22 protein-coding genes, 4 tRNA genes and 1 other RNA gene are annotated in these 26,847 nt (G+C 72.8%); 16 read left to right on the top strand and 11 right to left on the bottom strand.

The window, feature by feature from the left end; genetic code table 11:
• Positions 1-85 precede the first annotated feature (85 nt).
• From AB5J87_RS16920 to AB5J87_RS16910, 3 genes are all read left to right on the top strand, one after another.
• Positions 86-313, top strand: coding sequence for a helix-turn-helix domain-containing protein (locus AB5J87_RS16920; protein WP_369377552.1), 228 nt, complete (start codon positions 86-88; stop codon positions 311-313).
• Positions 314-347: 34 nt separating this feature from the next.
• The gene (locus AB5J87_RS16915) at positions 348-593 is read left to right on the top strand and encodes a hypothetical protein (protein ID WP_369377550.1); all 246 of its coding nucleotides are present in this window, start codon (positions 348-350) and stop codon (positions 591-593) included.
• Positions 594-692: 99 nt separating this feature from the next.
• Positions 693-1,973 carry a tyrosine-type recombinase/integrase gene (locus tag AB5J87_RS16910; RefSeq protein ID WP_369377549.1) on the top strand — a complete coding sequence of 427 codons (1,281 nt, stop codon included), beginning with the start codon at positions 693-695 and terminating at the stop codon, positions 1,971-1,973.
• Positions 1,974-2,035: 62 nt separating this feature from the next.
• Here AB5J87_RS16910 and AB5J87_RS16905 read toward each other — a convergent pair.
• A tRNA-Ser gene (locus AB5J87_RS16905) sits at positions 2,036-2,123 on the bottom strand.
• A gap of 71 nt (positions 2,124-2,194) precedes the next feature.
• Here AB5J87_RS16905 and ffs point away from each other — a divergent pair.
• The 6 genes from ffs to AB5J87_RS16875 all read left to right on the top strand — a co-directional run bounded on the left by ffs (position 2,195) and on the right by AB5J87_RS16875 (position 11,470).
• An RNA gene (ffs, locus tag AB5J87_RS16900) (signal recognition particle sRNA small type) lies at positions 2,195-2,293 on the top strand.
• Positions 2,294-2,460: 167 nt separating this feature from the next.
• The gene (locus AB5J87_RS16895) at positions 2,461-4,815 is read left to right on the top strand and encodes a DNA polymerase III subunit gamma and tau (RefSeq protein WP_369377548.1); all 2,355 of its coding nucleotides are present in this window, start codon (positions 2,461-2,463) and stop codon (positions 4,813-4,815) included.
• A gap of 61 nt (positions 4,816-4,876) precedes the next feature.
• Positions 4,877-6,133, top strand: a complete 1,257-nt coding sequence (gene purD / locus AB5J87_RS16890; RefSeq protein WP_369377547.1) for a phosphoribosylamine--glycine ligase — start codon at positions 4,877-4,879, stop codon at positions 6,131-6,133.
• A gap of 411 nt (positions 6,134-6,544) precedes the next feature.
• Positions 6,545-8,167 (top strand): hypothetical protein, encoded by a 1,623-nt coding sequence (locus AB5J87_RS16885; RefSeq protein WP_369377546.1) that lies wholly within the window; start codon positions 6,545-6,547, stop codon positions 8,165-8,167.
• An 814-nt stretch (positions 8,168-8,981) separates the two neighbouring features.
• The gene (locus AB5J87_RS16880; protein ID WP_369377545.1) at positions 8,982-10,439 is read left to right on the top strand and encodes a N,N-dimethylformamidase beta subunit family domain-containing protein; all 1,458 of its coding nucleotides are present in this window, start codon (positions 8,982-8,984) and stop codon (positions 10,437-10,439) included.
• A 119-nt stretch (positions 10,440-10,558) separates the two neighbouring features.
• On the top strand, positions 10,559-11,470 hold the full coding sequence (locus tag AB5J87_RS16875; RefSeq protein ID WP_369377543.1) for a phosphoribosylaminoimidazolesuccinocarboxamide synthase: 912 nt from the start codon (positions 10,559-10,561) through the stop codon (positions 11,468-11,470).
• Positions 11,471-11,518: 48 nt separating this feature from the next.
• Here AB5J87_RS16875 and AB5J87_RS16870 read toward each other — a convergent pair.
• The 8 genes from AB5J87_RS16870 to AB5J87_RS16835 form a co-directional block, all read right to left on the bottom strand.
• Positions 11,519-11,591: transfer RNA gene (locus tag AB5J87_RS16870), tRNA-Gly, on the bottom strand.
• A gap of 22 nt (positions 11,592-11,613) precedes the next feature.
• Entirely contained in the window at positions 11,614-12,294 is a 681-nt protein-coding gene (locus AB5J87_RS16865; RefSeq protein WP_369377542.1) for a response regulator, read from the bottom strand.
• Entirely contained in the window at positions 12,291-13,526 is a 1,236-nt protein-coding gene (locus AB5J87_RS16860) for a sensor histidine kinase (RefSeq protein WP_369377541.1), read from the bottom strand. The genes AB5J87_RS16865 and AB5J87_RS16860 overlap by 4 nt, the downstream gene beginning before the upstream one ends.
• 29 nt (positions 13,527-13,555) lie before the next feature.
• Positions 13,556-14,362, bottom strand: coding sequence for an ABC transporter permease (locus AB5J87_RS16855; RefSeq protein WP_369377540.1), 807 nt, complete (start codon positions 14,360-14,362; stop codon positions 13,556-13,558).
• Positions 14,359-15,282, bottom strand: coding sequence for an ABC transporter ATP-binding protein (locus AB5J87_RS16850; RefSeq protein ID WP_369377539.1), 924 nt, complete (start codon positions 15,280-15,282; stop codon positions 14,359-14,361). Before AB5J87_RS16850 ends, AB5J87_RS16855 begins: the two co-directional genes overlap by 4 nt.
• A 145-nt stretch (positions 15,283-15,427) precedes the next feature.
• A tRNA-Gly gene (locus tag AB5J87_RS16845) sits at positions 15,428-15,500 on the bottom strand.
• Between the two features lie 79 nt (positions 15,501-15,579).
• Positions 15,580-15,651: transfer RNA gene (locus AB5J87_RS16840), tRNA-Gly, on the bottom strand.
• Positions 15,652-15,808: 157 nt separating this feature from the next.
• A complete protein-coding gene (locus AB5J87_RS16835) occupies positions 15,809-16,126 on the bottom strand; it encodes an Lsr2 family protein (protein WP_369377538.1) in 318 nt (105 codons plus the stop codon).
• Between the two features lie 331 nt (positions 16,127-16,457).
• Here AB5J87_RS16835 and purS point away from each other — a divergent pair, with 331 nt between their 5' ends.
• Genes purS through purL form a run of 3 tightly spaced genes read left to right on the top strand, consistent with a single transcriptional unit; the run spans position 16,458 to position 19,635 of the window.
• Positions 16,458-16,709 (top strand): phosphoribosylformylglycinamidine synthase subunit PurS, encoded by a 252-nt coding sequence (purS, locus tag AB5J87_RS16830; RefSeq protein WP_067162360.1) that lies wholly within the window; start codon positions 16,458-16,460, stop codon positions 16,707-16,709.
• Positions 16,706-17,386, top strand: a complete 681-nt coding sequence (purQ, locus tag AB5J87_RS16825; RefSeq protein WP_369377536.1) for a phosphoribosylformylglycinamidine synthase subunit PurQ — start codon at positions 16,706-16,708, stop codon at positions 17,384-17,386. The genes purS and purQ overlap by 4 nt, the downstream gene beginning before the upstream one ends.
• Positions 17,386-19,635: a phosphoribosylformylglycinamidine synthase subunit PurL gene (gene purL / locus AB5J87_RS16820; protein WP_369377535.1), complete on the top strand. Its 2,250-nt coding sequence runs from the start codon at positions 17,386-17,388 to the stop codon at positions 19,633-19,635. Before purQ ends, purL begins: the two co-directional genes overlap by 1 nt.
• Positions 19,636-19,979: 344 nt before the next feature.
• Here purL and AB5J87_RS16815 read toward each other — a convergent pair whose 3' ends face one another.
• The gene (locus tag AB5J87_RS16815; protein WP_369383557.1) at positions 19,980-21,443 is read right to left on the bottom strand and encodes an MFS transporter; all 1,464 of its coding nucleotides are present in this window, start codon (positions 21,441-21,443) and stop codon (positions 19,980-19,982) included.
• Positions 21,444-21,652: 209 nt separating this feature from the next.
• Between AB5J87_RS16815 and AB5J87_RS16810 the strand changes: the two genes are divergently transcribed.
• The 4 genes from AB5J87_RS16810 (at position 21,653) to purM (ending at position 26,296) form a co-directional block, all read left to right on the top strand.
• Positions 21,653-22,357, top strand: coding sequence for a TetR/AcrR family transcriptional regulator (locus tag AB5J87_RS16810; RefSeq protein WP_369377534.1), 705 nt, complete (start codon positions 21,653-21,655; stop codon positions 22,355-22,357).
• Positions 22,358-22,499: 142 nt separating this feature from the next.
• Positions 22,500-23,333, top strand: coding sequence for a sterol carrier family protein (locus AB5J87_RS16805; RefSeq protein ID WP_369377533.1), 834 nt, complete (start codon positions 22,500-22,502; stop codon positions 23,331-23,333).
• Positions 23,334-23,652: 319 nt separating this feature from the next.
• Positions 23,653-25,179, top strand: coding sequence for an amidophosphoribosyltransferase (purF, locus tag AB5J87_RS16800; RefSeq protein ID WP_369377532.1), 1,527 nt, complete (start codon positions 23,653-23,655; stop codon positions 25,177-25,179).
• A gap of 46 nt (positions 25,180-25,225) precedes the next feature.
• Positions 25,226-26,296, top strand: a complete 1,071-nt coding sequence (gene purM / locus AB5J87_RS16795; protein WP_369377530.1) for a phosphoribosylformylglycinamidine cyclo-ligase — start codon at positions 25,226-25,228, stop codon at positions 26,294-26,296.
• Positions 26,297-26,404: 108 nt separating this feature from the next.
• Here the strand turns inward: purM and AB5J87_RS16790 are convergent, their stop codons facing one another.
• Positions 26,405-26,671: a DUF3073 domain-containing protein gene (locus AB5J87_RS16790; protein ID WP_369377529.1), complete on the bottom strand. Its 267-nt coding sequence runs from the start codon at positions 26,669-26,671 to the stop codon at positions 26,405-26,407.
• Positions 26,672-26,847: the final 176 nt, after the last annotated feature.

Below are 26,847 nucleotides of genomic sequence, written 5' to 3'. Positions count from 1 at the left end.
TCAACGGCCCCTCCCGGCTTTTCTGCGGATTTTGCGGTTTGTGCGGCGGCCCCTGCCCATGAACTCAGCCTCACAGGAGTGAGCCGTGGACGAACCCACCACCCTTCCCCTGACCCCGACCGAAGACCCGACCCTGGTTCTCCTCAAGGTCGAAGAGGCCGCCCGCCGCCTCCGCATCGGCCGGACCACGTGCTACGCGCTCATCCGCTCCGGAGAGCTGGAGTCCGTGCCCGTCGGCCGCCTCCGCCGCGTCCCCGCCGACGCGCCAGCCGCATACGTCGCCCGCCTCCGTACCGCCCAACGCGCCGCCTAGTGCCCGCATGAGAAATCCGAAGGAGCCTCACTTGATGTTCTACGACCCCGAGTTCGAGTCGACGCGGCTCATCATCCGCTACGTCGTTGGCCAGCAGGAACGCGAGGCGGTCGTACTCGCCAACGGCCACAGCCTGGAGAAACACGTCAACCGGCTGGAAGCGCTCATGGAGTCCGCCGCCCTCACCGAGTCGGTCGCCACGACGTTCGTGACCTGGCCGCTGGCGTCAGGGGGCGCGGTCGCGATCCGGATCGACTCGATCATCGCCCTCGAAGCCTGAGAACAGCCTCAAACAACGCCCGGGGCGGCGGCACTCCCGGACAGGACAGCCCGCCGCCCCGGCCCCATCCCGACACACAAGGAAGCAGGAGCCCTGCCCATGGCAGAGAAGAAGGGCACCCGCCGTGCGAACGGCGAAACCGCGATCTACTTCGGGAAAGACGGCCGTTGGCACGCCCGTGTGCCGATGGGCTACAAGGACACCGGGGAGCCGTACCGCCGCCACACGACGCGCAAGACGCGCGATGAGCTGGTGGAGGAAGTCAAAAGGCTGGAGAAGCAGCGTGACGCCGGTTCGGCGCGCCAGCCCGGCAAGCCGTGGACCGTTGAGAAGTGGCTTCAGCACTGGGTCGAGAACATCGCCAAGCCCACGGTCAGTGAGAACACCTACGACGGCTACGAGGTGGCCGTCCGCGTTCATCTGGTGCCCGGTGTCGGCAAGCATCGGCTCGACCGCCTGGAACCCGAGCACCTGGAGAGCCTGTACCGCCGGATGCAGGCCAACGGGGCACGCAAGGCCGGTACGGCCCATCAAACTCACCGCACCGCCCGAACCGCTCTGGGAGAGGCGGTACGGCGCGGCCACGCGGCGAAGAACGCTGCCTCACTGGCGAAGCCGCCTCGGATGGAAGAGGACGCATCCGAGGTAGAGCCCTACTCCGTGGAAGAGGTTCAGTGCCTGTTGCTGGAAGCCAACAAGCGCCGCAACAGCGCGCGCTGGGTGCTGGCGCTGGCGCTCGGACTGCGGCAAGGGGAGACGCTCGGGCTGCGCTGGTCCGACGTCGACCTGGCCAATGAGTACCTGAAGCTGCGCCGGAACCGGCTGCGCCCCAAGTACGGGCACGGTTGCCCGGAAGCCTCGCCGTGCGGGAGGAAGGCGGGGTACTGCCCGGACCGGGTGCATGTCCGGCGCGAGACCAAGAACACCAAGTCGCGCGCGGGCCGGCGCGCTGTGCCCCTGCCGGGACCGCTCGTCGTCATGCTCCGTGCGCATGCCGAGACGCAGGCGCGTGAGCGCACGGCGGCCGGTGACCTGTGGACCGCATCGGAGTACGTGTTCACCAAGCCGCTGGGCGGGCCCCTGAGCCCGAACACGGACTACCACGACTGGAAGCGGATGCTGGAAGACGCGGGGGTGCGGGACGCCCGGCTGCATGATGCTCGGCACACGGCCGCCACCGTGCTCATGCTGCTCGGCGTCCCGGACCGCGTCATCGACCAGATCATGGGGTGGGAGCCGGGCACCTCCGCCGGCATGCGGGCGCGGTACCTCCACGTGCCCGACGCGATGCTCAAGGACGTGGCCCGGAAGATCGCAGAAGCCCTCTGGGGAGCCCCCGGGACGGCCCCTGTGGACAAAAACCAGGACAACGAGGGCTGAGGAACGGCGAAGGGCCCCACCGCGAACGGGGGGGCCCTTCGACATCGTGCCCGGTGAGGCACTGGCGGAGGATACGAGATTCGAACTCGTGAGGGGTTGCCCCCAACACGCTTTCCAAGCGTGCGCCCTAGGCCACTAGGCGAATCCTCCGCGGCAAACAATACAAGACGCTGAGGGGTGCTCGCGAACTCGTTCCCCCGGCGGGGATCGGGTACCCTGTGCGGAGCCCCTCACGTGGCGCTATCTGACTGAACTCCCCCAGGGCCGGAAGGCAGCAAGGGTAGGTCGGCTCTGGCGGGTGCGTGGGGGGCGCTTGCGTTCCCGGGCGGGTGGGCGCCGGGCCGTGGGATTTCCCCCGGGTGGCCGCGTGCGCGGCCGGGTGGGGCGGGGGCGGCCTTCCCCGACTCGCCCCCGCGTACGGCCCCGCCCACCCCGCCGTACGGCGACGCGGACTCCGTTGTCGGTGCGCCCCGATAACCTCGTAGGTGTGTCGTCCCTTGCGCTGTACCGCCGCTACCGCCCGGAGTCCTTCGCCGAGGTCATCGGGCAGGAGCATGTCACCGACCCGCTGCAGCAGGCGCTGCGGAACAACCGGGTCAATCACGCGTACCTGTTCAGCGGGCCGCGCGGCTGTGGAAAGACGACCAGCGCCCGGATCCTGGCCCGCTGTCTCAACTGTGAGCAGGGGCCGACGCCGACGCCGTGCGGCGAGTGCCAGTCCTGCCGGGACCTGGCGCGCAACGGGCCGGGTTCCATCGACGTCATCGAGATCGACGCCGCGTCCCACGGTGGTGTGGACGACGCGCGCGAGCTGCGCGAGAAGGCGTTCTTCGGCCCCGCCAGCAGCCGCTACAAGATCTACATCATCGACGAGGCCCACATGGTCACCTCGGCGGGCTTCAACGCCCTGCTGAAGGTCGTCGAGGAGCCGCCGGAGCACCTGAAGTTCATCTTCGCCACCACCGAGCCCGAGAAGGTCATCGGGACGATCCGCTCCCGCACCCACCACTACCCCTTCCGGCTCGTCCCGCCCGGCACCCTGCGGGAGTACCTGGGCGAGGTCTGCGGGCGCGAGGGCATCCCCGTCGAGGACGGCGTGCTGCCGCTGGTCGTGCGCGCGGGCGCCGGTTCCGTGCGTGACTCGATGTCCGTGATGGACCAGCTGCTCGCCGGCGCCGCCGACGACGGTGTGACGTACGCCATGGCCACCTCGCTCCTGGGCTACACGGACGGCTCCCTGCTCGACTCCGTGGTGGACGCGTTCGCCTCCGGTGACGGCGCCGCCGCCTTCGAGGTCGTGGACCGCGTGATCGAGGGCGGCAACGACCCCCGCCGGTTCGTCGCCGACCTGCTGGAGCGGCTGCGCGACCTGGTGATCCTCGCCGCCGTCCCGGACGCGGGCGAGAAGGGGCTGATCGACGCGCCCGTGGACGTGGTCGAGCGCATGCAGGCACAGGCGTCCGTCTTCGGCGCCGCCGAGCTCAGCCGCGCCGCCGACCTCGTCAACAACGGGCTGACCGAGATGCGCGGCGCCACCTCGCCCCGGCTCCAGCTGGAGCTGATCTGCGCGCGCGTGCTGCTTCCGGCGGCGTACGACGACGAGCGCTCGCTCCAGGCCCGGCTCGACCGGCTGGAGCGCGGCGCCCACTTCCAGCCGGGCGCCGCGGGCGGCAACGGCCCGGCGATGGGGTACGTGCCGGGGCCCGGCGCCCACCCGCCCATGCCGCCGCACTCCGCCCCCGCCCCGGACGTCTCGGGCGTCCCCGGCGGCGCCACCGGCCCCGAGGCCGCCCGCGCGGCGGCCCGCGCCGCCGCTCCGGGCGCCCCGGCCCCGGCGGCCCAGCCCGCCCAGCCCGTTCCCCCCGTGCAGCCGCCTGCTCAGTCGCCTGTCCAGGCGCCCCCGGCCGCTGCGGAGCCCGCCCCGCAGGCCCCCGCCGCTCCGGGCGCGTGGCCCGGCGCCGCCACCCCCGGCAGCGGCCCGACCGGCAGCGGCCCCACCGGCGGCGCCCAGCCCGGCGGCGCCCAGCGCCCCGGCGCGTGGCCCGGCGCCACCGGTTCCGGCTCCGGTTCCGCCGCCCCGGCCGCGGCTCCGTCCGGCCCCGGCGCCTGGCCCTCCGCCTCCAGCCCGGGGCAGCCCGCCCCGGCGGCCCAGCCGCAGGCCCCGCAGGCCCCGGCGCCCGCCCCGGCCCCCGGCGCGGGCGGCGGCCCCGGCAGCGCCGTCCACGTACGGAACATGTGGCCGGACATCCTGGAGGCCGTGAAGAACAAGCGCCGCTTCACCTGGATCCTGCTGAGCCAGAACGCGCAGGTGGCCGGATTCGACGGCACCACCCTCCAGCTCGGGTTCATCAACGCGGGCGCGCGCGACAACTTCGCCAGCAGCGGCAGCGAGGAAGTCCTGCGCGGGGTGCTCGGCGAGCGCTTCGGGGTGCAGTGGAAGGTCGAGGCGATCATCGACCCGTCCGGCGGCTCCCAGCCCCCGGCCGCCGCGGCCAACTTCGGCGGCGGCGCCCCGTCCGGCGGCTACGGAGGCGCCCCCTCCGGCGGTTACGGCGCCCCGGCCCCCTCCGGCGGCTACGGCGCCCCCCAGGGCGGCGGCCACGCCCCGGCCCCGCAGGCCCCCGCCCCGTCCGCCCAGCCCGCCGCACCCCAGTCCCCGCCGCCCCCCGCCCCCGCGCACCAGCAGGCGCCCCCGGCCGTGCGGGAGGCGCCCCCGGTGCGGCCCGAGGACGACGTCCCGGAGGACGACGACCCGGACCTCGTGGACAACGCGCTCTCCGGCCACGACCTGATCGTGCGCGAGCTCGGCGCGACGGTGGTGGAGGAATATACGAACGAGTAGCGATACGGGGTTCGGTGACCCGTACGAGGGAGATCGCGCCACTGAGGCTAGGCTGGCTGCCGTGAAGGTCCTTGTCATCGGCGGCGGCGCCCGCGAGCACGCCCTGTGCCGTTCCCTGTCCCTCGACCCCGACGTGACGGCGCTGCACTGCGCCCCCGGCAACGCCGGGATCGCGGAGGTCGCCGAACTCCACCCCGTGGACCAGCTGGACGGCGCGGCGGTCGCCCGCCTCGCGGCCGGGCTCCACAGCGACCTGGTGGTCGTCGGGCCCGAGGCGCCGCTGGTCGCCGGGGTCGCCGACGCCGTACGGGCCGCGGGCATCCCCTGCTTCGGCCCCTCGGGCGAGGCGGCCCGGCTGGAAGGCTCCAAGGCGTTCGCCAAGGACGTGATGGCCGCCGCGGGCGTGCCGACCGCGCGCAGCTACGTGTGCACCACCCCGGCCGAGATCGACGAGGCCCTGGACGCGTTCGGCGCGCCGTACGTCGTCAAGGACGACGGCCTCGCGGCGGGCAAGGGCGTCGTCGTCACCGAGGACGTCGAGGTCGCGCGGGCGCACGCGCTCGCCTGCGACCGGGTCGTCATCGAGGAGTTCCTCGACGGCCCCGAGGTCTCCCTCTTCGCGATCACCGACGGGGTGACCGTGCTGCCGCTCCAGCCCGCGCAGGACTTCAAGCGCGCGCTCGACGGCGACGAGGGCCCCAACACCGGTGGCATGGGCGCCTACTCGCCGCTGCCGTGGGCCGACCCGAAGCTGGTCGACGAGGTCATGGCGAGCGTGCTCCAGCCGACCGTGGACGAACTGCGCCACCGGGGCACGCCGTTCTCCGGCCTGCTGTACGCGGGCCTCGCGATCACCTCGCGCGGGGTGCGGGTCATCGAGTTCAACGCGCGCTTCGGCGACCCGGAGACCCAGGTCGTGCTGGCCCGCCTCAAGACGCCGCTGGCGAGCGTGCTGCTCAACTCGGCCAACGGGACGCTGGATTGCGAGCCGCCGCTGAACTGGCGCGACGACGCGGCCGTCACCGTCGTCGTGGCCTCCCACAACTACCCGGGCACGCCCCGCACCGGCGACCCGATCGAGGGCCTGGACGAGGTCGCGGCGGTGGACGCGCCGCACGCGTACGTCCTGCACGCGGGCACCCGCCGGGACGGGGACGCCGTGGTGAGCGCGGGCGGACGGGTCCTTTCGGTCACCGCGACGGGGGCGGACTTGGCGCAGGCGCGCGAGCGGGCGTATGCGGCGGTCGGCCGCATCCGCCTCGACGGCTCGCAGCACCGCACGGACATCGCCCGCAAGGCGGCCGACGCCCAGGCGTGAGCCGGGCCGCCGCCGCGGCCACGCGAACCCCAGGTCCGGGGCGCGCCCTTGCGGGGGCGGCGCCCCGGACCTTCGCGTACGGCGGCACCCTCGCGTACGCGTCGGGGCCCGCGGGGCGGGCCGACGGGCCTTTTGTACGTGCGCGGTTGCGCGGGCGCCCGGGTTCGGCCTGCCCCTCGGCGGCCCCTGATCGCATACGGTCCCGGTCCACGAACCCCACCCCAAAGCCATTCCATCGAGTGACGGGTGAGCCATCCGGATGACGGGTACCGGCGGCCCAACTAGGGTGCGGCGGGAGCGGTCCGGCACTTGGGTCACCGGCATTGCGATGTCGGTGGGGGGTGCCACAGTGGGGGAGTGAGCAACGCCGACAGCAGAGCCGACGCAGGGCAGAGGGGGTGACGTCCGGTCGTGTCCGTTACCGGATCGGGTGGTGAGGCGGGCGCGCGGTCGGCGCGCTCGCGGGCGCTGGCCGTGCTGCGGGTGCGCAGCAGGGCGCTGGCCGTGGTCCTGCTCCCGGCGGCCGTCGCCGTCGTCCTGCTCGTCGCGGACGCGCAGGGGCACATCGACGGCCGGGGCTGGGACACCGCGCGCTGGGCCGTCACGGGCGCGGCGGCGCTCGTGCTGGTGGCCGCCGCGGCGGTCGCCGCGGTGATCGTGCGGGCCAGACCCGCCCTGTCGCCCACGGTCGACCTGGCCGAGTCCGCGGCCCCCGATCTGTACCGGCTGGTGCGGGACCTGGCCGACCGCCTCGACGTGCCGGCGCCGTCGGCGATAGCGCTGACCCCGGACTGCGACAGCTGGCTGGAGGACCGTACGCACCCGGCGCACGCCACGGCGGCGGGCGGGCGGGGGCCGGGCGCGCGGCGCCGGTTCGAGGCCGCGCCCGTCCTGGTCATCGGCTCGCCGTTCCTGTGGTGGATGCGCGTCGGCGAGCTGCGGGCCATCCTGGCGCCCGTGGTGGCGGGCACCGGGCCCTCCGCCCACCCCGACATAGCCTCCGCCCGCCGCTTCGTGAGGGGCCTGGACGCGGCCGTCGCCGTGACCAGCGGACCCGGGGCGGGGCGCGGGCCGCGGCTGCTGCTCGGCTTCGTCGGACCCGTCGCGCGGCTGCTGCTGCGCGGCTGCCGGGAGCACGCCGCCGAGATGGAGCGGGGCGTCGCCGCCGCCGCCTCCGAGCGCGCCCAGAGCGTGGACTACGGGCTGCGGATCGTCGCCCAGGAACAGGTCGGCCTCGCGTACGCGGGGTGGGACCGGCTGCTGACCCGGGTGGCGCTGCCCGCCTGGCGGATGGGGCGCTGGCCGTCCCGGCTGGACGCGGGGGTGGTCTCGGCGCTGACCGAGCTGTCCCGGCGCGACCGGCTGGCGGAGGGGTTCGCGTCCCGGCTCGGCGAGCGTCCCGCGTGCGATCTGCTGGAGGAGCCGGGGGCGGCCGACGAGGCGGCCTCGCTGCTCGCCGCCCGGCTGTTCCACGGCGGTCCGGCCGAGCCCGGACCCGACTGGTCGCCGGTGGACTGGCAGCACTATCCGGAGGAGGTCGTCGACCGCAAATGGCGTGCCGAGGCCGCCCGGCTGCACCGCGTCCTGGACGGCATGGGCACCCGGCGCGGCGCCGAGCCGGGCGCGCCGACGCTCGCCCGGGTGCTGGAGCATCTGGCCGGGCGGGACGGGGAGGCGCTGGCCGCCGGGATCGCGGCCGAGGTGGCCGGCGAGGAGGCGGCGGGGCCGCCGGTGCGGGCGCAGGTGTGGGGCGAGGACTGCGTGCCGCTGTTCCCGCTCCAGCCGCCCCGGAGCGGCCGGGAGCTGCTGGCCGACCACGTCACGGCGATGGTGTGCTGCGCGGCGGTGGACACGGCCGGGGCGGCGCCGGGGCTGGACTGGCTGGACGGGCCCGCGCTGCTGGTCGACGGGGAGCGCAAGAGCGACATGGCGTCGCGGGTGCTGACCCTTCTGGAGGAGGGGGATGCGGAGCCGTTGCGGCGGTGGTTGGTGGCGATGGGGGTGCGGCCGGAGAAGCCGGTACGCCTGGTATGACCCGCGGGGCAACGCCCCGCGCCCCTCTCCACCCTCGCGCCCCTGCCGGGCGGGGCGTTCGTCCGCGGACCGTGCTGGGCCGCTCGCGCCGTTCCCCGCGCCCCTGCCGGGCGGGGTGCTCGTCCGCGGACCGTGCTGGGCCGCTCGCGCCGTTCCCCGCGCCCCTGGGGGTTCGTGTTCACCTGCGGACCGTGGCGGGCTGGTCGCGCTGTTCCCCGCGCCCCTGAAAGCCTCGTCCGTCTGCGAGCCGTGGTCGCTTCTCGCGCAGTTCCCCGCGCCCCTGGAAACCCGCCTTCGTCCGCGGACCGTGCCCGCGTCTCGCGCAGTTCCCCGCGCCCCTGAAGGCGGTGGCTGAGCTGACGTCTCCGGCTACCGGGTACCCCCTAGGGGCGCGGGGAACTGCGCGACCAGCCACGCACGTTCCGCAGACGAAGTCCCTGCCCGATAGGGGCGCGGGGAACGGCGCGAGCAAGTCCCACCGGCCCGCAGGCGACGGGCTACCCAGGGGCGCGGGGAACTGCGCGAGGAGCGTTCACCGGCCCGCAGGCAAAGATCCGGCCCAAGAGGGGCGCGGGGAACTGCGCGGCCAGCCCACCGCGGTCCGCAGGTGAACGAACCCCCAGGGGCGCGGGGAACTGCGCGAGCAGCCCCCGCCGGCCCGCAGGCGAGCTGGGTCGGCGGCCGGTTCCGCGCCGCAGCCGCCGCACCGCGTCCCGGAAATATTTTCGCGACGAACGGTGACGGAGCGAGTGCGTTATGTGATGTGCTGGAGGCCGGGCATCGACCGACGGGGGCGCGAGGGAGGGACGTGGCAATGGGGGCGGAGCAGATCCGGCGCTGGGAGTCGGGGGCGCTCGCACACGCCGTCTCGGACCCCTTCGGGCAGGGCCCCCTGCCCTGGCTCAGAGGCGGCGAGCACTACTTCGACGACACGGGCCACGTGGTGCCCTGGTACGTCGACTCCGCCGGGCGGAAGGCCGCGGGCGGCCCCCGTACCGCCGACGACGTCCGCCAGCAGATCAAGGGCTTCGCCTCCACCGGCGCCGTCGCCCCGGGCGAGGCGATCGACTTCCACATCACCGTCGACCCGCCCCAGCAGTTCACGGTCGACATCTACCGGATCGGCCACTACGGGGGCGACGGCGCCGCCAAGATCGCGACCTCCCCCCGGCTCGCCGGCATCGTGCAGCCCGCGCCGCTGGCCGCCGACCGGACGGTCTCCTGCCACCACTGGTGGCTCTCCTGGCGCTACCAGGTCCCGGCGTACGCCTCGATCGGCGCGTACGTGGCGGTGCTCACGACCGTCGACGGGTACCGGTCGCACATCCCGTTCACCGTGCGGGACGGCCATCCGGCGGATCTGCTGCTGCTGCTCCCGGACATCACCTGGCAGGCGTACAACCTCTTCCCCGAGGACGGCCGCACCGGCGCCTCGCTCTACCACGCGTGGGACGAGGAGGGTCGGCTGCTCGGCGAGGAGGACGCGGCCATCACGGTCTCCTTCGACCGGCCGTACGCGGGCGCGGGCCTGCCCCTGCACGTGGGCCACGCGTACGACTTCATCCGGTGGGCCGAGCGGTACGGCTACGACCTGGCGTACGCCGACGCCCGCGATCTGCACGCGGGGCGCGTCGACCCCACCCGCTACCGGGGGCTGGTCTTCCCCGGCCACGACGAGTACTGGTCGGCCCCGATGCGCCGCACGGTCGAGCTGGCCCGGGAGTCCGGCACGTCGCTGGTGTTCCTCTCCGCCAACACCCTGTACTGGCAGGTGGAGCTGGCCCCCTCGGCCTCCGGCGTCCCCGACCGGCTGCTGACCTGCCGCAAGCGGCGCGGCCCGGGGCGCCCGGCGCTGTGGCGCGAAGTGGCCCGCCCGGAACAGCAGTTGCTGGGGATCCAGTACGCGGGGCGGGTGCCCGAGCCGTCGCCGATGGTGGTGCGCAACGCCCGGCACTGGCTGTGGGAGGCCACCGGCGCGGGCGAGGGCGACGAGATCGCCGGGCTGGTGGCGGGCGAGGCGGACCGGTACTACCCGCGCACGGCCCTGCCCGAGCACCAGGACCGCATCCTGCTCGCCCACTCCCCGTACCGGGACGGCGAGGGGGCTCTGCGGCACCAGGAGACCTCGCTGTACCGGGCCCCCTCGGGCGCGCTGGTCTTCGCCTCCGGCACCTTCGCCTGGTCCCCGGCGCTGGACCGCCCGGGCCACACGGACACCCGCGTCCAGCGCGCCACGGCCAATCTGCTGGACCGCATCTGCAAGCGCGACTAGAGGGGTCCAGGCCGTGGGGTTCGGCCGCGAGGTTCGGCCGGGCGGAGCCCCGGTAACCGGGTACTCGCCCGGTGGGAGAGAATCAGAAGCGCTCCTGGATCAATCTACGCGGAGGAACCGTGTCCGGATTTGTAGAAAAGCCCGAGCCGATTCAGGTCCCGGGCCTGACCCACCTCCACACGGGCAAGGTGCGCGACCTCTACCAGAACGAGGCCGGTGACCTCGTGATGGTCGCCAGCGACCGGATGTCCGCGTACGACTGGGTGCTGCCGACCGAGATCCCCGACAAGGGCCGGGTGCTGACCCAGCTCTCGCTGTGGTGGTTCGACCGGCTCGCCGACATCGCCCCCAACCACGTCCTGTCCACGGAGCTGCCGCCGGGCGCCCCCGCCGACTGGGCCGGGCGCACCCTGATCTGCAAGTCGCTGCGGATGGTCCCGGTGGAGTGCGTGGCGCGCGGCTATCTGACCGGCTCCGGCCTGCTGGAGTACGAGGAGTCGCGCACGGTCTGCGGCCTCGCGCTGCCCGAGGGCCTCAGCAACGGCTCGGAGCTGCCCGCGCCGATCTTCACGCCCGCCACCAAGGCCGCCGTCGGCGACCACGACGAGAACGTCAGCTACGAGGAGGTCGCCCGCCAGGTCGGCGCCGAGACCGCCGCGCTGCTGCGGCAGACGACCCTCGCCGTCTACGGCCGCGCCCGGGACATCGCCCGGGACCGGGGGATCGTGCTGGCGGACACCAAGTTCGAGTTCGGCTTCGAGACCGTCGACGGCGAGGACCGCCTGGTGCTGGCCGACGAGGTCCTCACCCCCGACTCGTCGCGCTTCTGGCCCGCCGAGACGTGGGAGCCGGGCCGCGCGCAGCCCTCGTACGACAAGCAGTACGTGCGCGACTGGCTGACCTCCGCCGCCTCCGGCTGGGACCGCCGGGGCGAGCTGCCGCCGCCCCCGCTGCCGCAGGACGTGGTGGAGGCGACCCGCGCCAAGTACGTGGAGGCGTACGAGCAGCTGACCGGCAACAGCTGGAGCTGAGGAACGAGGAAGCCCCCGGTCGGAGATCCGACCGGGGGCTTCGTACTGAGCGGACGACGAGATTCGAACTCGCGACCCTCACCTTGGCAAGGTGATGCTCTACCAACTGAGCCACGTCCGCATGCGCCGTAGCGCGCCGCTAACTATACCCAACCGCGGCGGCGCGCGAGACGCACCGCCGTATGACGGTTCTCGGCACCGAGCTTGGTGGCGGCCGAGGAGAGGTAGTTGCGGACGGTTCCCTGGGAGAGTCCGGCGCGCTCGGCGATCTCCGCGACGGGCGCCCCGTCGGCCGCCAGCTCCAGCACTTCGGCCTCGCGCGCGGTCAGCGGGGAGTCCCCGGCGGAGATCGCGTCGGCCGCCAACTCCGGGTCCACATAGCGGTTTCCCGCGTGTACGGACCTGATGATCTCCGCCAGCCGCTGGGCGCTGACGGTCTTCGGCACGAAGCCGCGCACGCCCGCCGCGAGCGCCCGCTTGAGGTGGCCGGGGCGGCCGTGGCTGGTCACGATCATGGTGCGGCAGCCGGGCAGTTCGGTCCGCAGGGATGTGGCGACACTCACACCGTCCGCCCCCGGCATCTGGAGGTCGAGGACCGCCACATCGGGCCGGTGCGCCCGTGCCATCGCCAGCGCCTCCGGCCCGGACGCGGCCTCCGCGACGACGGTGAGGTCGTCTTCGAGCCCGAGCAGCGCGGCGAGCGCGCCCCGGATGAGGTGTTCGTCGTCGGCGAGCAGTACGCGTACGGGCGCCGCCCCCTGTGCGCCGGACACCGCCCCCCGGGTGCCGGGCGCCGTCGCGCCGCCGGCTCCGGACGCCGTCATACGGCCACCTCCTCGACGGGCTGGGCGGCGCCCAGCGGCACGGTCGCCGTCAGCAGGAACCGCTCGCCGGCGCGGGCCGCCTCCAGGGTGCCGCCCATCGGGGCGAGCCGTTCGCGCAGGCCCGCGAGGCCCGAGCCGGGGGCCGCGGGGGCGAGGTCGGCGACCCCGTCGTTCTCCACGGTCAGGGTGACGGCCCCGTCCCCGGCGGCGAGCCGGATCGCGCACCGGCGGGCGTTGCCGTGCCGCAGCACGTTGGTGGCGGCCTCGCGCACCACCCAGCCGAGCGCCGACTGCAGCCCCGGGGAGAGCCCGGCGGCACCCGCCGTGACCGTGCAGTCGATCCCGGCGGCCTCCAACACGCCGCGGGCGCCGTCGAGTTCGACGGACAGATCCGCCTCGCGGTATCCGCGCACCACTTCCCTCACCTCTCGTTGCGACTCCCGCGCGATGCGCTGGACCTCGATCATCTGGGTCACCGCCTCGGGGCGCCCGCGCTCGGCGAGCTGTACGGCGAGCTCGCTCTTGAGGGCGATCACCGCGAGGTTGCGGCCCAGCACGTCGTGCATGTCCCGGCCGAACCGCAGCCGTTCCTCGGCGACGGCCAGCCGCGCCTGTACGTCCCTGGCCTCCTCGGCCTGCCACATGTTGCGCAGCCCCCAGGCGCCGGGCCGGACCGTGACCAGCATCAGGGCGCCCGCGATCATCAGCATCGGCAGCGGCCCGGCGAGGTGCGGGCCCCGCACCCCGGCGGCGGCGAAGACGGCGGTGGTCAGGGCCGCGTACCCCAGGCAGTGCAGCAGGAAGGTGCGGACCGGGACGAGCACCGCGTACGGGATCATCAGCGGGATCGGCAGGTCGATCAGGAGCAGCGGGAAGACGCTGTCGGCGTCGGTGGCGGTGGCCGCCGCCAGCAGCACGGTGGCGACGCCGAGCAGGACGACCGGGACGAGCAGCAGCCGGCGGGGGGAGGTGCCGTGGCCGAGGTACTCGTCGTAGGCCGGGCCGATCCGGCGCCCGGCCACCACGCACTGCGCGACGTTCACCGCCAGCAGCGCCAGACCGAAGACCGTGCCCGGAGTGCTGCGGTGGCCGGCCGCGAGCAGCGGCAGCACGCTCCAGGTGGCCAGGAAGAACCAGAGCATCGCCGTCATGGTGTGGCGGGTGTACAGGTCCATCTTCTGGATCCTGCTGCGCTCCTGCCAGCGCCGCCGCCAGCCGCTGATCCGCCGCATCCGACCGAGCAACCCGTCATCCCCCTGTGTCAGCGCCGCGGTTCCCAGCGGAACCGCCTGCGTACAGCAAACACGCCCAGCAGGGTCCAGGCCACCGCCGTGGCGAGATGGCCGAGCACCTGACCGGCGTCCAGCGCGCCGGTCCAGCCGCCCCTGATCAGGGCGATCGCCGGGGAGAGCGGCAGCAGTTCGCAGACGGACGCCATCGCGTCGGGCATCAGGTCCAGCGGTACGACCATGCCGGAGCCGGCCATCGACAGCAGCAGCACGGGCATCACCGAGATCTGCGCGCCCTCGGCGGAGCGGGTGACGGCCGCGGTCGCCGCCGCGAGCACGCACATCAGCGCGGCGCCCAGCAGCAGCCCGGCCACCGCAAGCCACACCGCCCGCGGCGCCCCGACGTCCAGGACCAGCGTGCAGCCCGCCGCGAGCAGCACGCACTGCGCGAGGGCGAGGAGGAGGGCCGGGAGCGCGGCCCCGGCCAGGATCTCCAGGTCCCGCAGCTCGCCGGTGCGCAGCCGCTTCAGCACGAGCTCCTCGCGGCGTACGACGAAGACGCCGGTCAGCGCCGAGTAGACGGCGAAGAGCAGGACGTAGCCGAGCGAGCCGGGCAGCAGGACCGTCCCGGCACTCAGCCCGCTCTCCGCCAGGTCCATGCCGTCGACGGCGGAGCTCATGGAGAAGGTGAGCACCGCGGGCAGCACCAGCGCGGTGAACAGGGCCGCCTTGTTGCGGCCGAGCAGGGTGAGTTCGGCGCGGGCGAGCGCCTTCATCCGGGTGGCGGACCTGGCGGGCGCGGGCGCCGTCAGCTCCGGCCGTGCGGCGGTGGTGCTCATCGGGTCTGCTCCTGTTCCCGGGCGATGTGCAGGAACGCCTCTTCCAGGGAGGCGGCGCGGACGTCGAGGCCGCGCAGTTCGACGCGGCTGTCGCGGGCCCACAGCAGCAGCTCGGTGGCGGCGCGCTGGAGCGCGCGGGTCTTCAGCCGTACGGTCCGGCCCTCCGTCTCGTGGCCGTCGACGCCGAGCCGGGCCAGCGGCGGGAGGTCGCCGAGGTGGTAGCCGTCGGGCAGCTCGAAGGAGAGGTGCGAGGGCTGGGCGGCGACCACCTCGTCGACGCGTCCGGCGGCGGCGATGCGCCCCTCGTGCAGGATCGCCAGCCGCTCGGCCAGCTCCTCGGCCTCCTCCAGGTAGTGCGTGGTCAGCAGCACGGTGGTGCCCGAGTCGCGCAGTTCGCGGACCAGCCGCCAGGTGTCGTGGCGGCCCTCGGCGTCGAGACCGGTGGTCGGCTCGTCGAGGAAGAGCACCTCGGGCCGGGCGAGCAGGGCGAGCGCGAGGTCGAGCCGCCGCTTCTCCCCGCCGGACAGCTGCTTGACGCGTACGCCGGAGCGCCTGGCGAGCCCGACGATCTCCAGGGCCTCGCCGACCGGCCGGGCGCCGGTGGTGCAGCCCGCCCACATCCGTACGGTTTCGGCCACGGTCAGCTCGGACGGGAAGCCGCCCTCCTGGAGCATCACCCCGGTGCGGGGGCGGACGGCCGCGCGTTCGGCGTACGGGTCGTGGCCCAGCACCCGGACCGTTCCGGCGCTGGGCGGGGCGAGCCCTTCGAGCAGTTCCACGGTGGACGTCTTGCCCGCGCCGTTCGTACCGAGCAGCGCGAACAGTTCGCCGCGCGCCACCGAGAAGGAGATTCCGCGTACGGCCTCGAAGCCCCCGGCGTAGGTGCGCCGCAGCTCCTCGACCTCGATCACATCTGGCATGCCCCAAGCGTTCCGCCGCGGCGGGGCCCGGGGCAGTGCGCGGTGTCACCGGTCGGCATGACAAATGTCAGCGGGGGCCGGGAGCGCGGGCACGGCGCGAACACGACGAAGGCCCCGGTCTGATGACCGGGGCCTTCGCTTTCTGAGCGGACGACGAGATTCGAACTCGCGACCCTCACCTTGGCAAGGTGATGCTCTACCAACTGAGCCACGTCCGCATTGCTGCCGCTCGGCTCTCACCGGGCGGTGCGAACACCACTCTACCTGATCCACAAGAGTGGTCGGTAAGCGATGCAGAGCGGGTGACAGGAATTGCACACTGCGCCTTCCCCCTGGAAGGGGGACGTTCTGCTACTGAACTACACCCGCACGCTCCGGTGGACCGGGCCTTTCGGCCTTGCCCCTCGGCGTGCTCCAGACTCTAGCCGATCACCCCGGGTGCGATGCAACTCGGCTTCCGGGGCCGCCAGTACGCGGCCCCGGCGCCGCTCCTTCAGCGGGCGGCCCGCAGGCGCCCGCGGCCGGTTCAGCCCGCCGCGGTGAACGCCTCGTAGACCTTCTTCGGGATGCGACCGCGGGCCGGCACGTCCATCTTGTTCGACCGGGCCCAGGCGCGGACCGCCGCCGGGTCGGGGGCGACGGGGGTGTGCCGGAACGCCTTACCGGACTTCGACTGCTTGCGGCCCGCCGAGACGTACGGGGCGAGGGCCTTGCGCAGTTTCTTTGCATTGGCGGGATTGAGATCGATCTCGTAGGCCCTCCCGTCCAGGCCGAACATGACCGTTTCCGCCGCTTCTCCGCCGTCCAGGTCGTCGGAGAGCGTGACCACTACGCGCTGAGCCACGGATATCGGTTCCTTCCTACGGTCCGCCGTACCCACGTGTCTGACGTGCGGCGATACCGGCCTACCGGCGGTTTTGGAGCAATGCTGTTTCTCCGGGGTTTCACCCGAGAATCCTTTGTACAGGGGCAGGCATTGCATTGTGAAGCCCAGCCAATTGCATCAGCGTGTCCGATCGCAATGTGCGTGGGCCGTTTTTCCCGGGATTTTTCCCACGTGTTGTCGCGGTCGAAACCGGAACGTGATCGGACGCTTGCGATATCTACTCGCGTAGATTTTCCGGCCGGGTACTCTGAGGGAACCGCCTTCGCACCACACCACCACGGGAGTGCCAGTGGCACGCGTCGTAGTCGACGTCATGCTCAAGCCGGAGATCCTCGACCCGCAGGGACAGGCGGTGCAGCGCGCACTGCCCCGTCTCGGCTTCGAGGGGATCGCGGACGTCCGCCAGGGGAAGCGTTTCGAGCTGGATGTGGAAGGGCCTCTCGACGAGGCGGCCCTCGCCCGCATCCACGAGATGGCTGAAACGTTCCTCGCCAACACCGTCATCGAGGACTTCACCGTGAAGGTCGAGGAGTCCAAGTGACTGCTCGCATCGGTGTCGTCACCTTCCCCGGGACGCTCGACGACCGCGACAGCCTGCGGGCCGTGCGGATCGCGGGTGCCGAGCCGGTGTCGCTGTGGCACCGCGACAAGGACCTCAAGCAGGTCGACGCGGTCGTCCTGGCCGGCGGCTTCTCCTACGGCGACTATCTGCGGGCGGGCGCCATCTCCCGCTTCTCGCCGGTCATGGAGACCGTCATCGAGCAGGCGAAGGCCGGTATGCCGGTCCTCGGCATCTGCAACGGCTTCCAGATCCTGACCGAGTCGCACCTGCTGCCGGGCGCCATGCTCCGCAACAACCACCTGCACTTCATCTGCCGCGAGCAGAAGCTGCGGGTGGAGAACGCGGCGACCGCCTGGACCTCGGACTACGAGGCGGGCCAGGAGATCCGGGTCCCGCTCAAGAACATGGACGGCCGGTACGTCGCGGACGAGCGCACGCTCGACGAGCTGGAGGCCGAGGGCCGCGTCGCCTTCCGCTACCTCGACCTGAACCCCAACGGCTCGCTGCGCGACATCGCCGGCATCACCAACGCCGCCGGCAACGTCGTCGGTCTGATGCCGCACCCGGAGCACGCCGTGGAGCCGCTGATCGGCACCGGCGGCACCGACGGCCTCGGTTTCTTCACCTCGATCCTCAAGAAGCTGGTCAACGTCTGATGAGCCTCGACACCGTCAAGCACGCCACCGCCACCCCCGATGTCGAGCAGCCCTGGAAGGAACTCGGCCTCAAGGAGGACGAGTACGCCCGGATCCGCCAGATCCTGGGCCGCCGCCCCACCGGCGCCGAGCTCGCGATGTACTCGGTGATGTGGTCGGAGCACTGCTCGTACAAGAGCAGCAAGGTCCACCTGCGCCAGTTCGGCGAGAAGGTCCCCGCCAACGACGCCATGCTCGTCGGCATCGGGGAGAACGCGGGCGTCGTCGACGTCGGCCAGGGGTACGCGGTCACCTTCAAGGTCGAGTCGCACAACCACCCCTCCTACATCGAGCCCTACCAGGGCGCGGCCACCGGTGTCGGCGGCATCGTCCGCGACATCCTGGCCATGGGCGCCCGCCCGGTCGCCGTGGTGGACCCGCTGCGCTTCGGCGCGCCGGACCACCCGGACACCAAGCGCGTGCTGCCGGGCGTCGTGGCGGGCATCGGCGGCTACGGCAACTGCCTGGGCCTGCCCAACATCGGCGGCGAGGTCGTCTTCGACGCGTGCTACCAGGGCAACCCGCTGGTCAACGCCGGGTGCATCGGCGTCATGAAGCACGAGGACATCCACCTCGCCAAGGCGTCCGGCCCCGGCAACAAGGTGATCCTGTACGGCGCCCGCACGGGCGGCGACGGCATCGGCGGTGTCTCGGTCCTCGCCTCGGAGACCTTCGAGTCGACCGGCCCGGCCAAGCGCCCGGCGGTCCAGGTCGGCGACCCCTTCCAGGAGAAGCTCCTCATCGAGTGCACCCTGGAGATCTTCCGGGAGAAGCTGGTCGCGGGCATCCAGGACCTGGGCGGCGCGGGCCTGTCCTGCGCGACCTCGGAGCTGGCGAGCGCCGGTTCCGGCGGCATGCGGGTGGAGCTGGAGACGGTTCCGCTGCGCGACGCGACGCTCTCGCCCGAGGAGATCCTCATGAGCGAGTCGCAGGAGCGGATGTGCGCGGTCGTCGAGCCGCAGCACGTCGGGCGGTTCATGGAGATCTGCGAGAAGTGGGACGTCATCGCCACCGTCATCGGTGAGGTGACCGACGGCGAGCGCCTGGAGATCTTCTGGCACGGCGAGCAGATCGTGGACGTGCCGCCGCGGACCGTGGCGCACGAGGGCCCGGTGTACGAGCGTCCCTACGCGCGCCCCTCCTGGCAGGACGCGCTCCAGGCGGACGACGCGGGCGCGCTGGCGCGGCCGGCGACGGGCGCGGAGCTGCGCGAGCAGGTCCTGCGCCTGGTGGGCTCGCCCAACCAGGCGTCCAAGGCGTGGATCACCGACCAGTACGACCGGTTCGTGCAGGGCAACACGGTGCTGGCGCAGCCCGAGGACGCGGGCATGGTCCGCATCGACGAGGAGTCGAACCTCGGCGTCGCGATGGCGACCGACGGCAACGGCCGGTACGCCAAGCTCGACCCGTACACGGGTGCGCAGCTGGCGCTGGCGGAGGCGTACCGCAACGTGGCCGCCTCCGGTGCGCGTCCGCTGGCGATCTCGGACTGCCTCAACTTCGGTTCCCCCGAGGACCCGGACGTGATGTGGCAGTTCGCCGAGGCCACGCGCGGGCTCGCGGACGGGTGCCTCCAGCTGGGGACGCCGGTGACCGGCGGCAACGTCTCGCTCTACAACCAGACCGGTGACACCGCGATCCACCCGACGCCGGTCGTGGCGGTCCTCGGCGTCATCGACGACGTCACGCGGCGCACGCCGATCGCGTTCGCGCAGGAGGGGCAGCTGCTGTACCTCCTCGGTGACACCCGCGAGGAGTTCGGCGGTTCGGCCTGGTCGCAGGTCATCCACGACCACCTCGGCGGCATGCCGCCGCAGGTCGACCTGGACCGCGAGAAGCTGCTCGGCGAGATCCTCATCTCCGCCTCGCGCGACGGGATGATCGACGCGGCGCACGACCTGTCGGACGGCGGGCTCGTCCAGGCCGTCGTCGAGTCCTGCCTGCGGGGCGGGAACGGGGCGCGGCTGGTGGTGCCGGACGGGATGTCCGCCTTCACCTTCCTCTTCTCCGAGTCCGCCGGGCGGGCGGTCGTGGCCGTGCCGCGCAGCGAGGAGCTCCGCTTCACCGACATGTGTGGGGCGCGGGGGCTTCCGGCCGTGCGGGTCGGAGTCGTCGACGGGGAGTCCGTCGAGCTCCAGGGCGAGTTCAGCGTGCCGCTGGCCGAGCTCCGCGAGGCCCACGAGGCGACGATCCCGTCCCTCCTGTCCTAACCCTCCGGCCCCCGCCTGCTGCCCGGCGGGGGCCGCCCGGTCCGTGTTCACCCGCGGCCCGGTGGGGCTCGCTCGCGCGGTTCCCCGCGCCCCTCAAGTGGGGGCTCCGCCCCCTCCGGGCCGCAGACGACCACCGGCTCCAGCAGGGGCGCGGGGAACTGCGCGAGCAAGCCAGCACGGCCCGCAGACGAACACCGGGCCGCAGGCGAACGCCGGGCCCAATCGGGCCGCAGGCGAACGCCGGGCCCAATCGGGCCGCAGGCGAACGCCCGCCCCACCCCAAACGCGGCGCAGCCCCCCACCACCCCCGCAGGGGCGACGGGGGGCCGGGGCCCGACCCTGGGTCAGGGGGTGTGGGGGAGGCGGGTCGCCAGGTAGGCCGCCAGGGCCATCAGGGCCGCCCCCACCACGAACACCACATCCATCCCGGACGTCAGCGCCCGCACCCCCGCCTCATGCGCCGCACCCCCCAACCGGGACAACTCACTCGTCGACCCGCCAACCCCCTTCGCCTCGTACACCCGGCTGAGGATCGTGCCGAACACCGCCGCTCCCAGCGCGTTGCCGAGGGTCTGGAAGAACCGCGTCCCGGTCGTCGCCACCCCCAGCTGCTGCGGCGGCGCGGCGGCCTGGACGATCTGGATCAGCTGGCCGACGAGGAGCCCGAACCCGGCCCCCATCAGCAGCAGTTCGCCCCGGATCTGCCACAGGTTCGTGCTGACGCGGGTCGTGGCGAGCAGCCCGAGCGCGGCGGCGGCGGCGACCGTACCCAGCAGTGCGAACGTCTTCTGCGACCAGCCGCGCGCCGCGAGCCGCTCGGAGGCGAGGCCGACGGCGGTCATGCCGAGCGCCATCGGGATGAGGTACAGGCCCGCCGCGGTGGGTTCGAGGTGCCGGACGACCTGGAGGTAGATCATCACGTACACCAGCGTGCCCATCATGGCCGCCCCGACCAGCGCCTGGATGGCGAAGCCGAGCCGGACGGCCGGGACCTTGAACATGGAGAGCGGCAGGATGGGTTCGGCGGCCGTGGCCTGGCGGCGCAGGAAGAGGGCGAGCGAGACGGCACCGGCGACGCCGAGGCCGAGGATCTGCGGGGAGCCCCAGGCGTAGTCCTTGCCGCCCCACTCGGTCATCAGCAGCAGGGAGACGGAGAAGGCGGCGGCGAGCACCGCGCCGGGGTAGTCGATGCGGTGGCGCACGGGCTGAACGGGCAGGCGCAGTACGGCGATCGCGGTGGCGAGGACGGCGATGCCGACGGGCAGGTTCACGTAGAAGATCCAGCGCCAGCTCGCGTGGTCGGCGAGCGTGCCGCCGAGCCAGGGGCCGAGGGCCATCCCGGCACCGGCCACGATGCCGCCGATGCTGCCGCCCTTGCCCCGGCCGCCGCCCTTGGCGTCGCTCTGGCCGCCCGCGGACCGGGGTCCGCTCAGCTGGGCGAGCACGACCATGGTGACGCTCATCAGCCCGCCGCCGCCGATGCCCTGCACGGCGCGGGCGGCGATCAGCTGGGCCATGGACTGGGCGGCCCCGCACAGCGCCGAGCCGGCCAGGAAGGTGGCGATGGCGCCGACGAAGACCTTCTTGGCGCCGATCGTGTCGCACAGCTTCCCGTACAGCGGCAGCACGGCCGCCGAGGCGAGCGCGAACGAGCTGATCAGCCAGGGGATCTTGTCCATCCCGTGGACCGGGTCGAGGTCGCGCACGATCGGGACGGTCGCCGCCGACACGATGTTGGTGTCGAGGACCGCCAGCAGGATCGTGACCAGGCAGACGGCGAAGCCGATCCGGACGCGGGCGGGGGACATGGGCGGCGGGGCCGCCGCTGCGGGCGCCGCCGTCGGCGTTCCCGCCGCTTTCGGCATGGCTGCGCTCAGGGTCTTGGGCATGGTGTTCTCCCCCTCCGGGACGGCGGCCGGTGTCGCTCGCCGAGGTCGTGGGCACCACCCTGACGTAGATTCTGTACCCAGTCAACTTTTTAGCTCGGATCAAAAATCATCCTGGTACAGTGACGGTCATGGCGGAGTACGTGTACGTGGAGAAGGACGCACCGGCCGGGATGGGCCTGCGGGAGCGCAAGAAGTGGCAGACCCGGCGCCGGCTGATGGCCGCCGCCTTCCACCTCTTCGCCGAGCGCGGGTACGACAAGGTCTCGGTCGCCGAGATCGCCGAGGCCGCCGACGTCTCGAAGATGACCGTCTTCAACCACTTCCGTACGAAAGAGGACTTGGCGCTGCGCCCGCTGGAGGAACACAGCGACGACGTGGTCCGCGCGGTCCGCGAGCGTGCGGTGGGCACGTCGGTCGTCGACGCCGTGCGCGGCCACTACCTGCGGGCGGTCGAGGAGCGCGACGCGTCCATCGGGCTCAACGACGACGCCATAGTCGTCCAGTTGCTGCGGCTCATCATGGAGACCCCGGTGCTGCTGGAACGCGCCCGCGCCTCCCTCATCCGCAGCTCGGACCTGGTCGCCGAGGCGCTGGGCGAGGAGACCGGGAACCGGGTGCTGGCCCGCGTCGCCGCCGCCCAGCTGATGGGCGCGCGCGCCACCCTGGTCAGCGAGAACCACCGCCGACTGCTGCTGGGCGACGCCGCCGAGGACATCGCGCCGGACGCCCTGCGCCTGGCCGCCGAGGCATTCGGAATGGTCGAGTCCGGCCTCGGCGACTTCGCGACCAGGACCGCTGGTCCGGACGGAGCGCCGGAGGCCGCGGGCTCCTAGGGCCCGCCCGACGGATCCGGGCGCCGCGACGCGCCCGCGATCCGGACGGGATCCGCCGGACCGGCCCCGGGGCGTGCCGTGCGGATCCTGCCCGGCCCGCCGGGCCGACGGGATCCGCCGGGCACGCCCTAGGCTCGGGATCATGCCCCCCGCCAAGAAGCGCGCGCGCACCCGTGGTTACGACCCGGCGAAGACGCGCACCGCCGTCCTCGCCCAGTTCGCGTCCGTACGGGAAGCGGTCCGCGCCCTCACGCCCGAGCAGTTGGACCGGCCGACCCGGCTGGACGGCCGCACCGTGCGTGACCTGGCCGTACACCTGGCGGACGCGCTGGACGCGGTCGCCCGCGGCCTGGCCGGGCCCGCCCCGGCCGCGGCGGACCTCGCCCTGCTGGAGTGGCCCGCGGCCCGGCCCGCCGTCCCCGGCCCGGCCGCTGCGGGCGAGAGCACCGCCGCCCCCGGTCAGGGCCCGGACGCCGACCCGGACGCCGACCTGGACGCCCGGTACGCGCGGGTCGCGGCCCGCCTCGAGGAGCTGCTCCCGGGCGCCGACCCCGCCCGCCCGGTGGCGACCGGGTGCGGCGCCATGACGCTGGGCGACCTCATGGTCACGCGGACGGTCGAACTCTGTCTCCACACGGACGACTTGAACGACGCCCTGCCCGGCCTGGACATCCCGTACGACCGTCAGGCGCTCGCCGCCTGCACCCGGCTGCTCGCCGACGCGCTCGCCGCGAGGGCGCCCGGCGGCTCGGTGGAGGTGCGGATCCCGCCGTACGCGGTGGTGCAGTGCGTCGAGGGGCCCCGGCACACCCGGGGCACGCCCCCCAACGTCGTGGAGACCGACCCGCTGACCTGGCTGCGGCTGGCCACCGGCCGGACCGCGTGGTCCGCCGAACTGGACGCGGCCAGGGTGGCGGCCGGCGGCGAGCGCGCGGACCTGTCCGCACTGCTGCCGCTCCACTCCGGGCGCCCCTGAAACCCAGCCCGCGCCCCCGTCCCGCCGCCGAGCGGCGACGAGCACTTTCGGCCGCTCGGCAACCTCCGGGAAAGGAATTCACCCGACTACGTCAGGTGACGCCCGGGGGTGTTCGGGCGGCCGGGTGGAGATCATTCCGATCGGGGCCGCGCGACCTCCGTCACATTCCCCGTACGGCCCTTTCCCCGCCCATTTCCCGGTTCCACCAGGAAAACACCGGCCCCGGGCCTCCCGGCAGATGCCACAAACCGCCCACCCCCGCCTTCTGGTGGGTATCCCCAATTCGGACCAGTGGTCGATCTCGCCTACACTCGGTGGCGTGCCACGTGGTGACGGACGACTCAACCACGACCTGCTCCCCGGCGAGAAGGGCCCCCAGGACGCTTGCGGCGTCTTCGGCGTCTGGGCTCCGGGTGAAGAGGTCGCCAAGCTCACTTACTTCGGGCTTTACGCCCTCCAGCATCGGGGCCAGGAATCCGCGGGAATCGCGGTCAGCAACGGCTCCCAGATCCTCGTCTTCAAGGACATGGGGCTTGTCTCCCAGGTCTTCGACGAGACCTCTCTCGGTTCACTCCAAGGTCATATCGCGGTCGGTCACGCCCGCTACTCGACCACGGGTGCCTCCGTGTGGGAGAACGCGCAGCCGACCTTCCGGGCGACCGCCCACGGCTCGATCGCGCTCGGCCACAACGGCAACCTGGTGAACACGGCGCAGCTCGCGGAGATGGTCGCCGAGCTGCCCAAGGAGAACGGCCGCGCGACCCAGGTCGCCGCCACCAACGACACCGACCTCGTCACCGCCCTGCTCGCGGGGCAGACCGACGACGACGGCAAGCCGCTCACCGTGGAGGAGGCCGCCGCCAAGGTCCTTCCCCAGGTGCAGGGCGCCTTCTCGCTGGTCTTCATGGACGAGCAGACGCTGTACTGCGCCCGTGACCCGCAGGGCATCCGCCCGCTGGTCATCGGCCGCCTGGAGCGCGGCTGGGTGGTGGCCTCCGAGACCGCCGCCCTCGACATCTGCGGCGCCAGCTTCGTCCGCGAGATCGAGCCGGGCGAGCTCGTCGCCATCGACGAGAACGGTCTGCGCACCTCTCGATTTGCGGAAGCGAAGCCCAAGGGCTGTGTCTTCGAGTACGTCTACCTGGCGCGTCCCGACACGGACATCGCCGGGCGGAACGTCTACCTCTCCCGGGTCGAGATGGGGCGGAAACTCGCCAAGGAAGCCCCGGTCGAGGCCGACCTGGTGATAGCGACCCCGGAGTCCGGCACCCCCGCCGCGATCGGGTACGCCGAGGCCAGCGGCATTCCGTACGGCTCGGGCCTGGTCAAGAACGCCTATGTCGGGCGCACCTTCATCCAGCCCTCGCAGACCATCCGCCAGCTGGGCATCCGCCTCAAGCTGAACCCGCTCAAGGAAGTCATCCGGGGCAAGCGCCTGGTGGTCGTGGACGACTCGATCGTCCGCGGCAACACCCAGCGCGCGCTGGTCAAGATGCTCCGCGAGGCCGGCGCCGCCGAGGTCCACATCCGGATCTCGTCCCCGCCGGTGAAGTGGCCGTGCTTCTTCGGCATCGACTTCGCGACGCGCGCCGAGCTCATCGCCAACGGGATGACGATCGAGGAGATCGGCACCTCGCTGGGCGCCGACTCGCTCTCGTACATCTCGACGGACGCGATGATCGAGGCGACCACCATTCCCAAGGACAACCTCTGCCGCGCCTGCTTCGACGGGGTCTACCCGATGGAGCTGCCGGACCCGGAGCTGCTCGGCAAGCAGCTGCTGGAGACGGAGCTGGCGGCGGGTCCCGCCGCGACGGCCGCCGCCGACGCGCTGCGCCGCCCGTAGGCGTCCGCACGAACCCTGCAGTACGACACGAAAGTTCTTCAGAGCCATGTCATCTGAGACCACTGGTGCCAGCTACGCAGCCGCGGGCGTCGACATCGAAGCGGGCGACCGCGCCGTCGAGCTGATGAAGGAGTGGGTGAAGAAGACGAAGCGCCCCGAGGTCCTGGGCGGCCTCGGCGGTTTCGCCGGACTCTTCGACGCCTCCGCCCTCAAGCGCTACGAGCGTCCGCTGCTCGCCTCGGCCACCGACGGCGTCGGGACGAAGGTCGACCTCGCCCGGCAGCTGGGCGTGTACGACACCATCGGCCACGACCTCGTCGGCATGGTCGTGGACGACCTCGTCGTCTGCGGTGCCGAGCCGCTGTTCATGACCGACTACATCTGTGTCGGCAAGGTGCACCCCGAGCGGGTCGCGGCCATCGTCAAGGGCATCGCCGAGGGCTGTGTCCTGGCGGGCTGCGCGCTGGTCGGCGGCGAGACGGCGGAGCACCCGGGCCTGCTGGGCCCGGACGACTTCGACGTGGCGGGCGCCGGCACGGGTGTCGTGGAGTACGACCGGCTGCTGGGCGCGGATCGTATCCGCACGGGTGACGTGGTGATCGCCATGGCGTCGTCCGGGCTTCACTCGAACGGGTACTCGCTCGTCCGGCACGTCGTCTTCGACCGGGCGAAGATGGCGCTGGAGCAGCAGGTCGAGGAGTTCGGCCGGACCCTGGGCGAGGAGCTCCTGGAGCCGACCAAGATCTACTCGCTGGACTGCCTGGCCCTCACCCGTACCACCGAGGTGCACGCTTTCAGCCATGTAACCGGCGGCGGTCTCGCCAACAACCTGGCGCGGGTGATCCCGGACCATCTGCACGCCACCGTGGACCGTTCCACCTGGACGCCCGGCGCGGTCTTCGACCTGGTGGGCAAGGCCGGGCGGGTCGAGCGGCTGGAGCTGGAGAAGACGCTGAACATGGGCGTCGGCATGATCGCGATCGTCCCCGAGGACTCGGTGGACGTGGCTCTGACGACGCTGGCGGACCGGGGCGTGGACTCCTGGGTCGCGGGCGAGATCACCGAGCGCGGCGACCGCACCAGCGGGGCCGAGCTGACCGGCGACTACGCGAAGTAATCCGCCGCAGGCACCACGAAACCCGGTCTGGGGCGAACGCCCCGGACCGGGTTGGTGTGCTTTGTGGAGCAGCGAGGAGATGTCGCTGCGAAAGCGGGATCAGCTGAGTCAAGCGCCGCGACGCTGCGACGACGGACCGGACTGGTCGTCCTCGTCTTCGTCGTCGTTGTTGTACAGCTCCGCATAGCGGGCGTACGGGTCGTCTTCCTCGTCGTCGTCCTCGAACGGCTCGCCATTCGGCGGCTGACTCGAAATCGGCTGCGAAGTCGATGCGCCCAGCTCGTTGGCCAGACGCGACAGGTCAGTCCCGCCGCTGCTGTACTTCAGCTGGCGGGCGACCTTCGTCTGCTTGGCCTTTGCCCGGCCGCGCCCCATGGCTCGACCCCCTCGGTGACGGGGCTCGACGGCCCCAGAGTCTTGACACGCGTTCATGAGTCGGAACGGGCTCTCCGTGGAGAGACCGTGTCCGTAGGGCTTCAACGGTACCTGCTTCCGCGGCCATACGGTACGCCGCCCGCATGACGTGCCACTTCGCAGAACCCGCAAGGAGC

This window comes from Streptomyces sp. cg36 (assembly GCF_041080675.1).
Taxonomy (GTDB): Bacteria; Actinomycetota; Actinomycetes; order Streptomycetales; family Streptomycetaceae; genus Streptomyces.
Note: the sequence above shows the minus strand (reverse complement) of the source record. Positions and strands in the feature narration are given on the sequence as shown.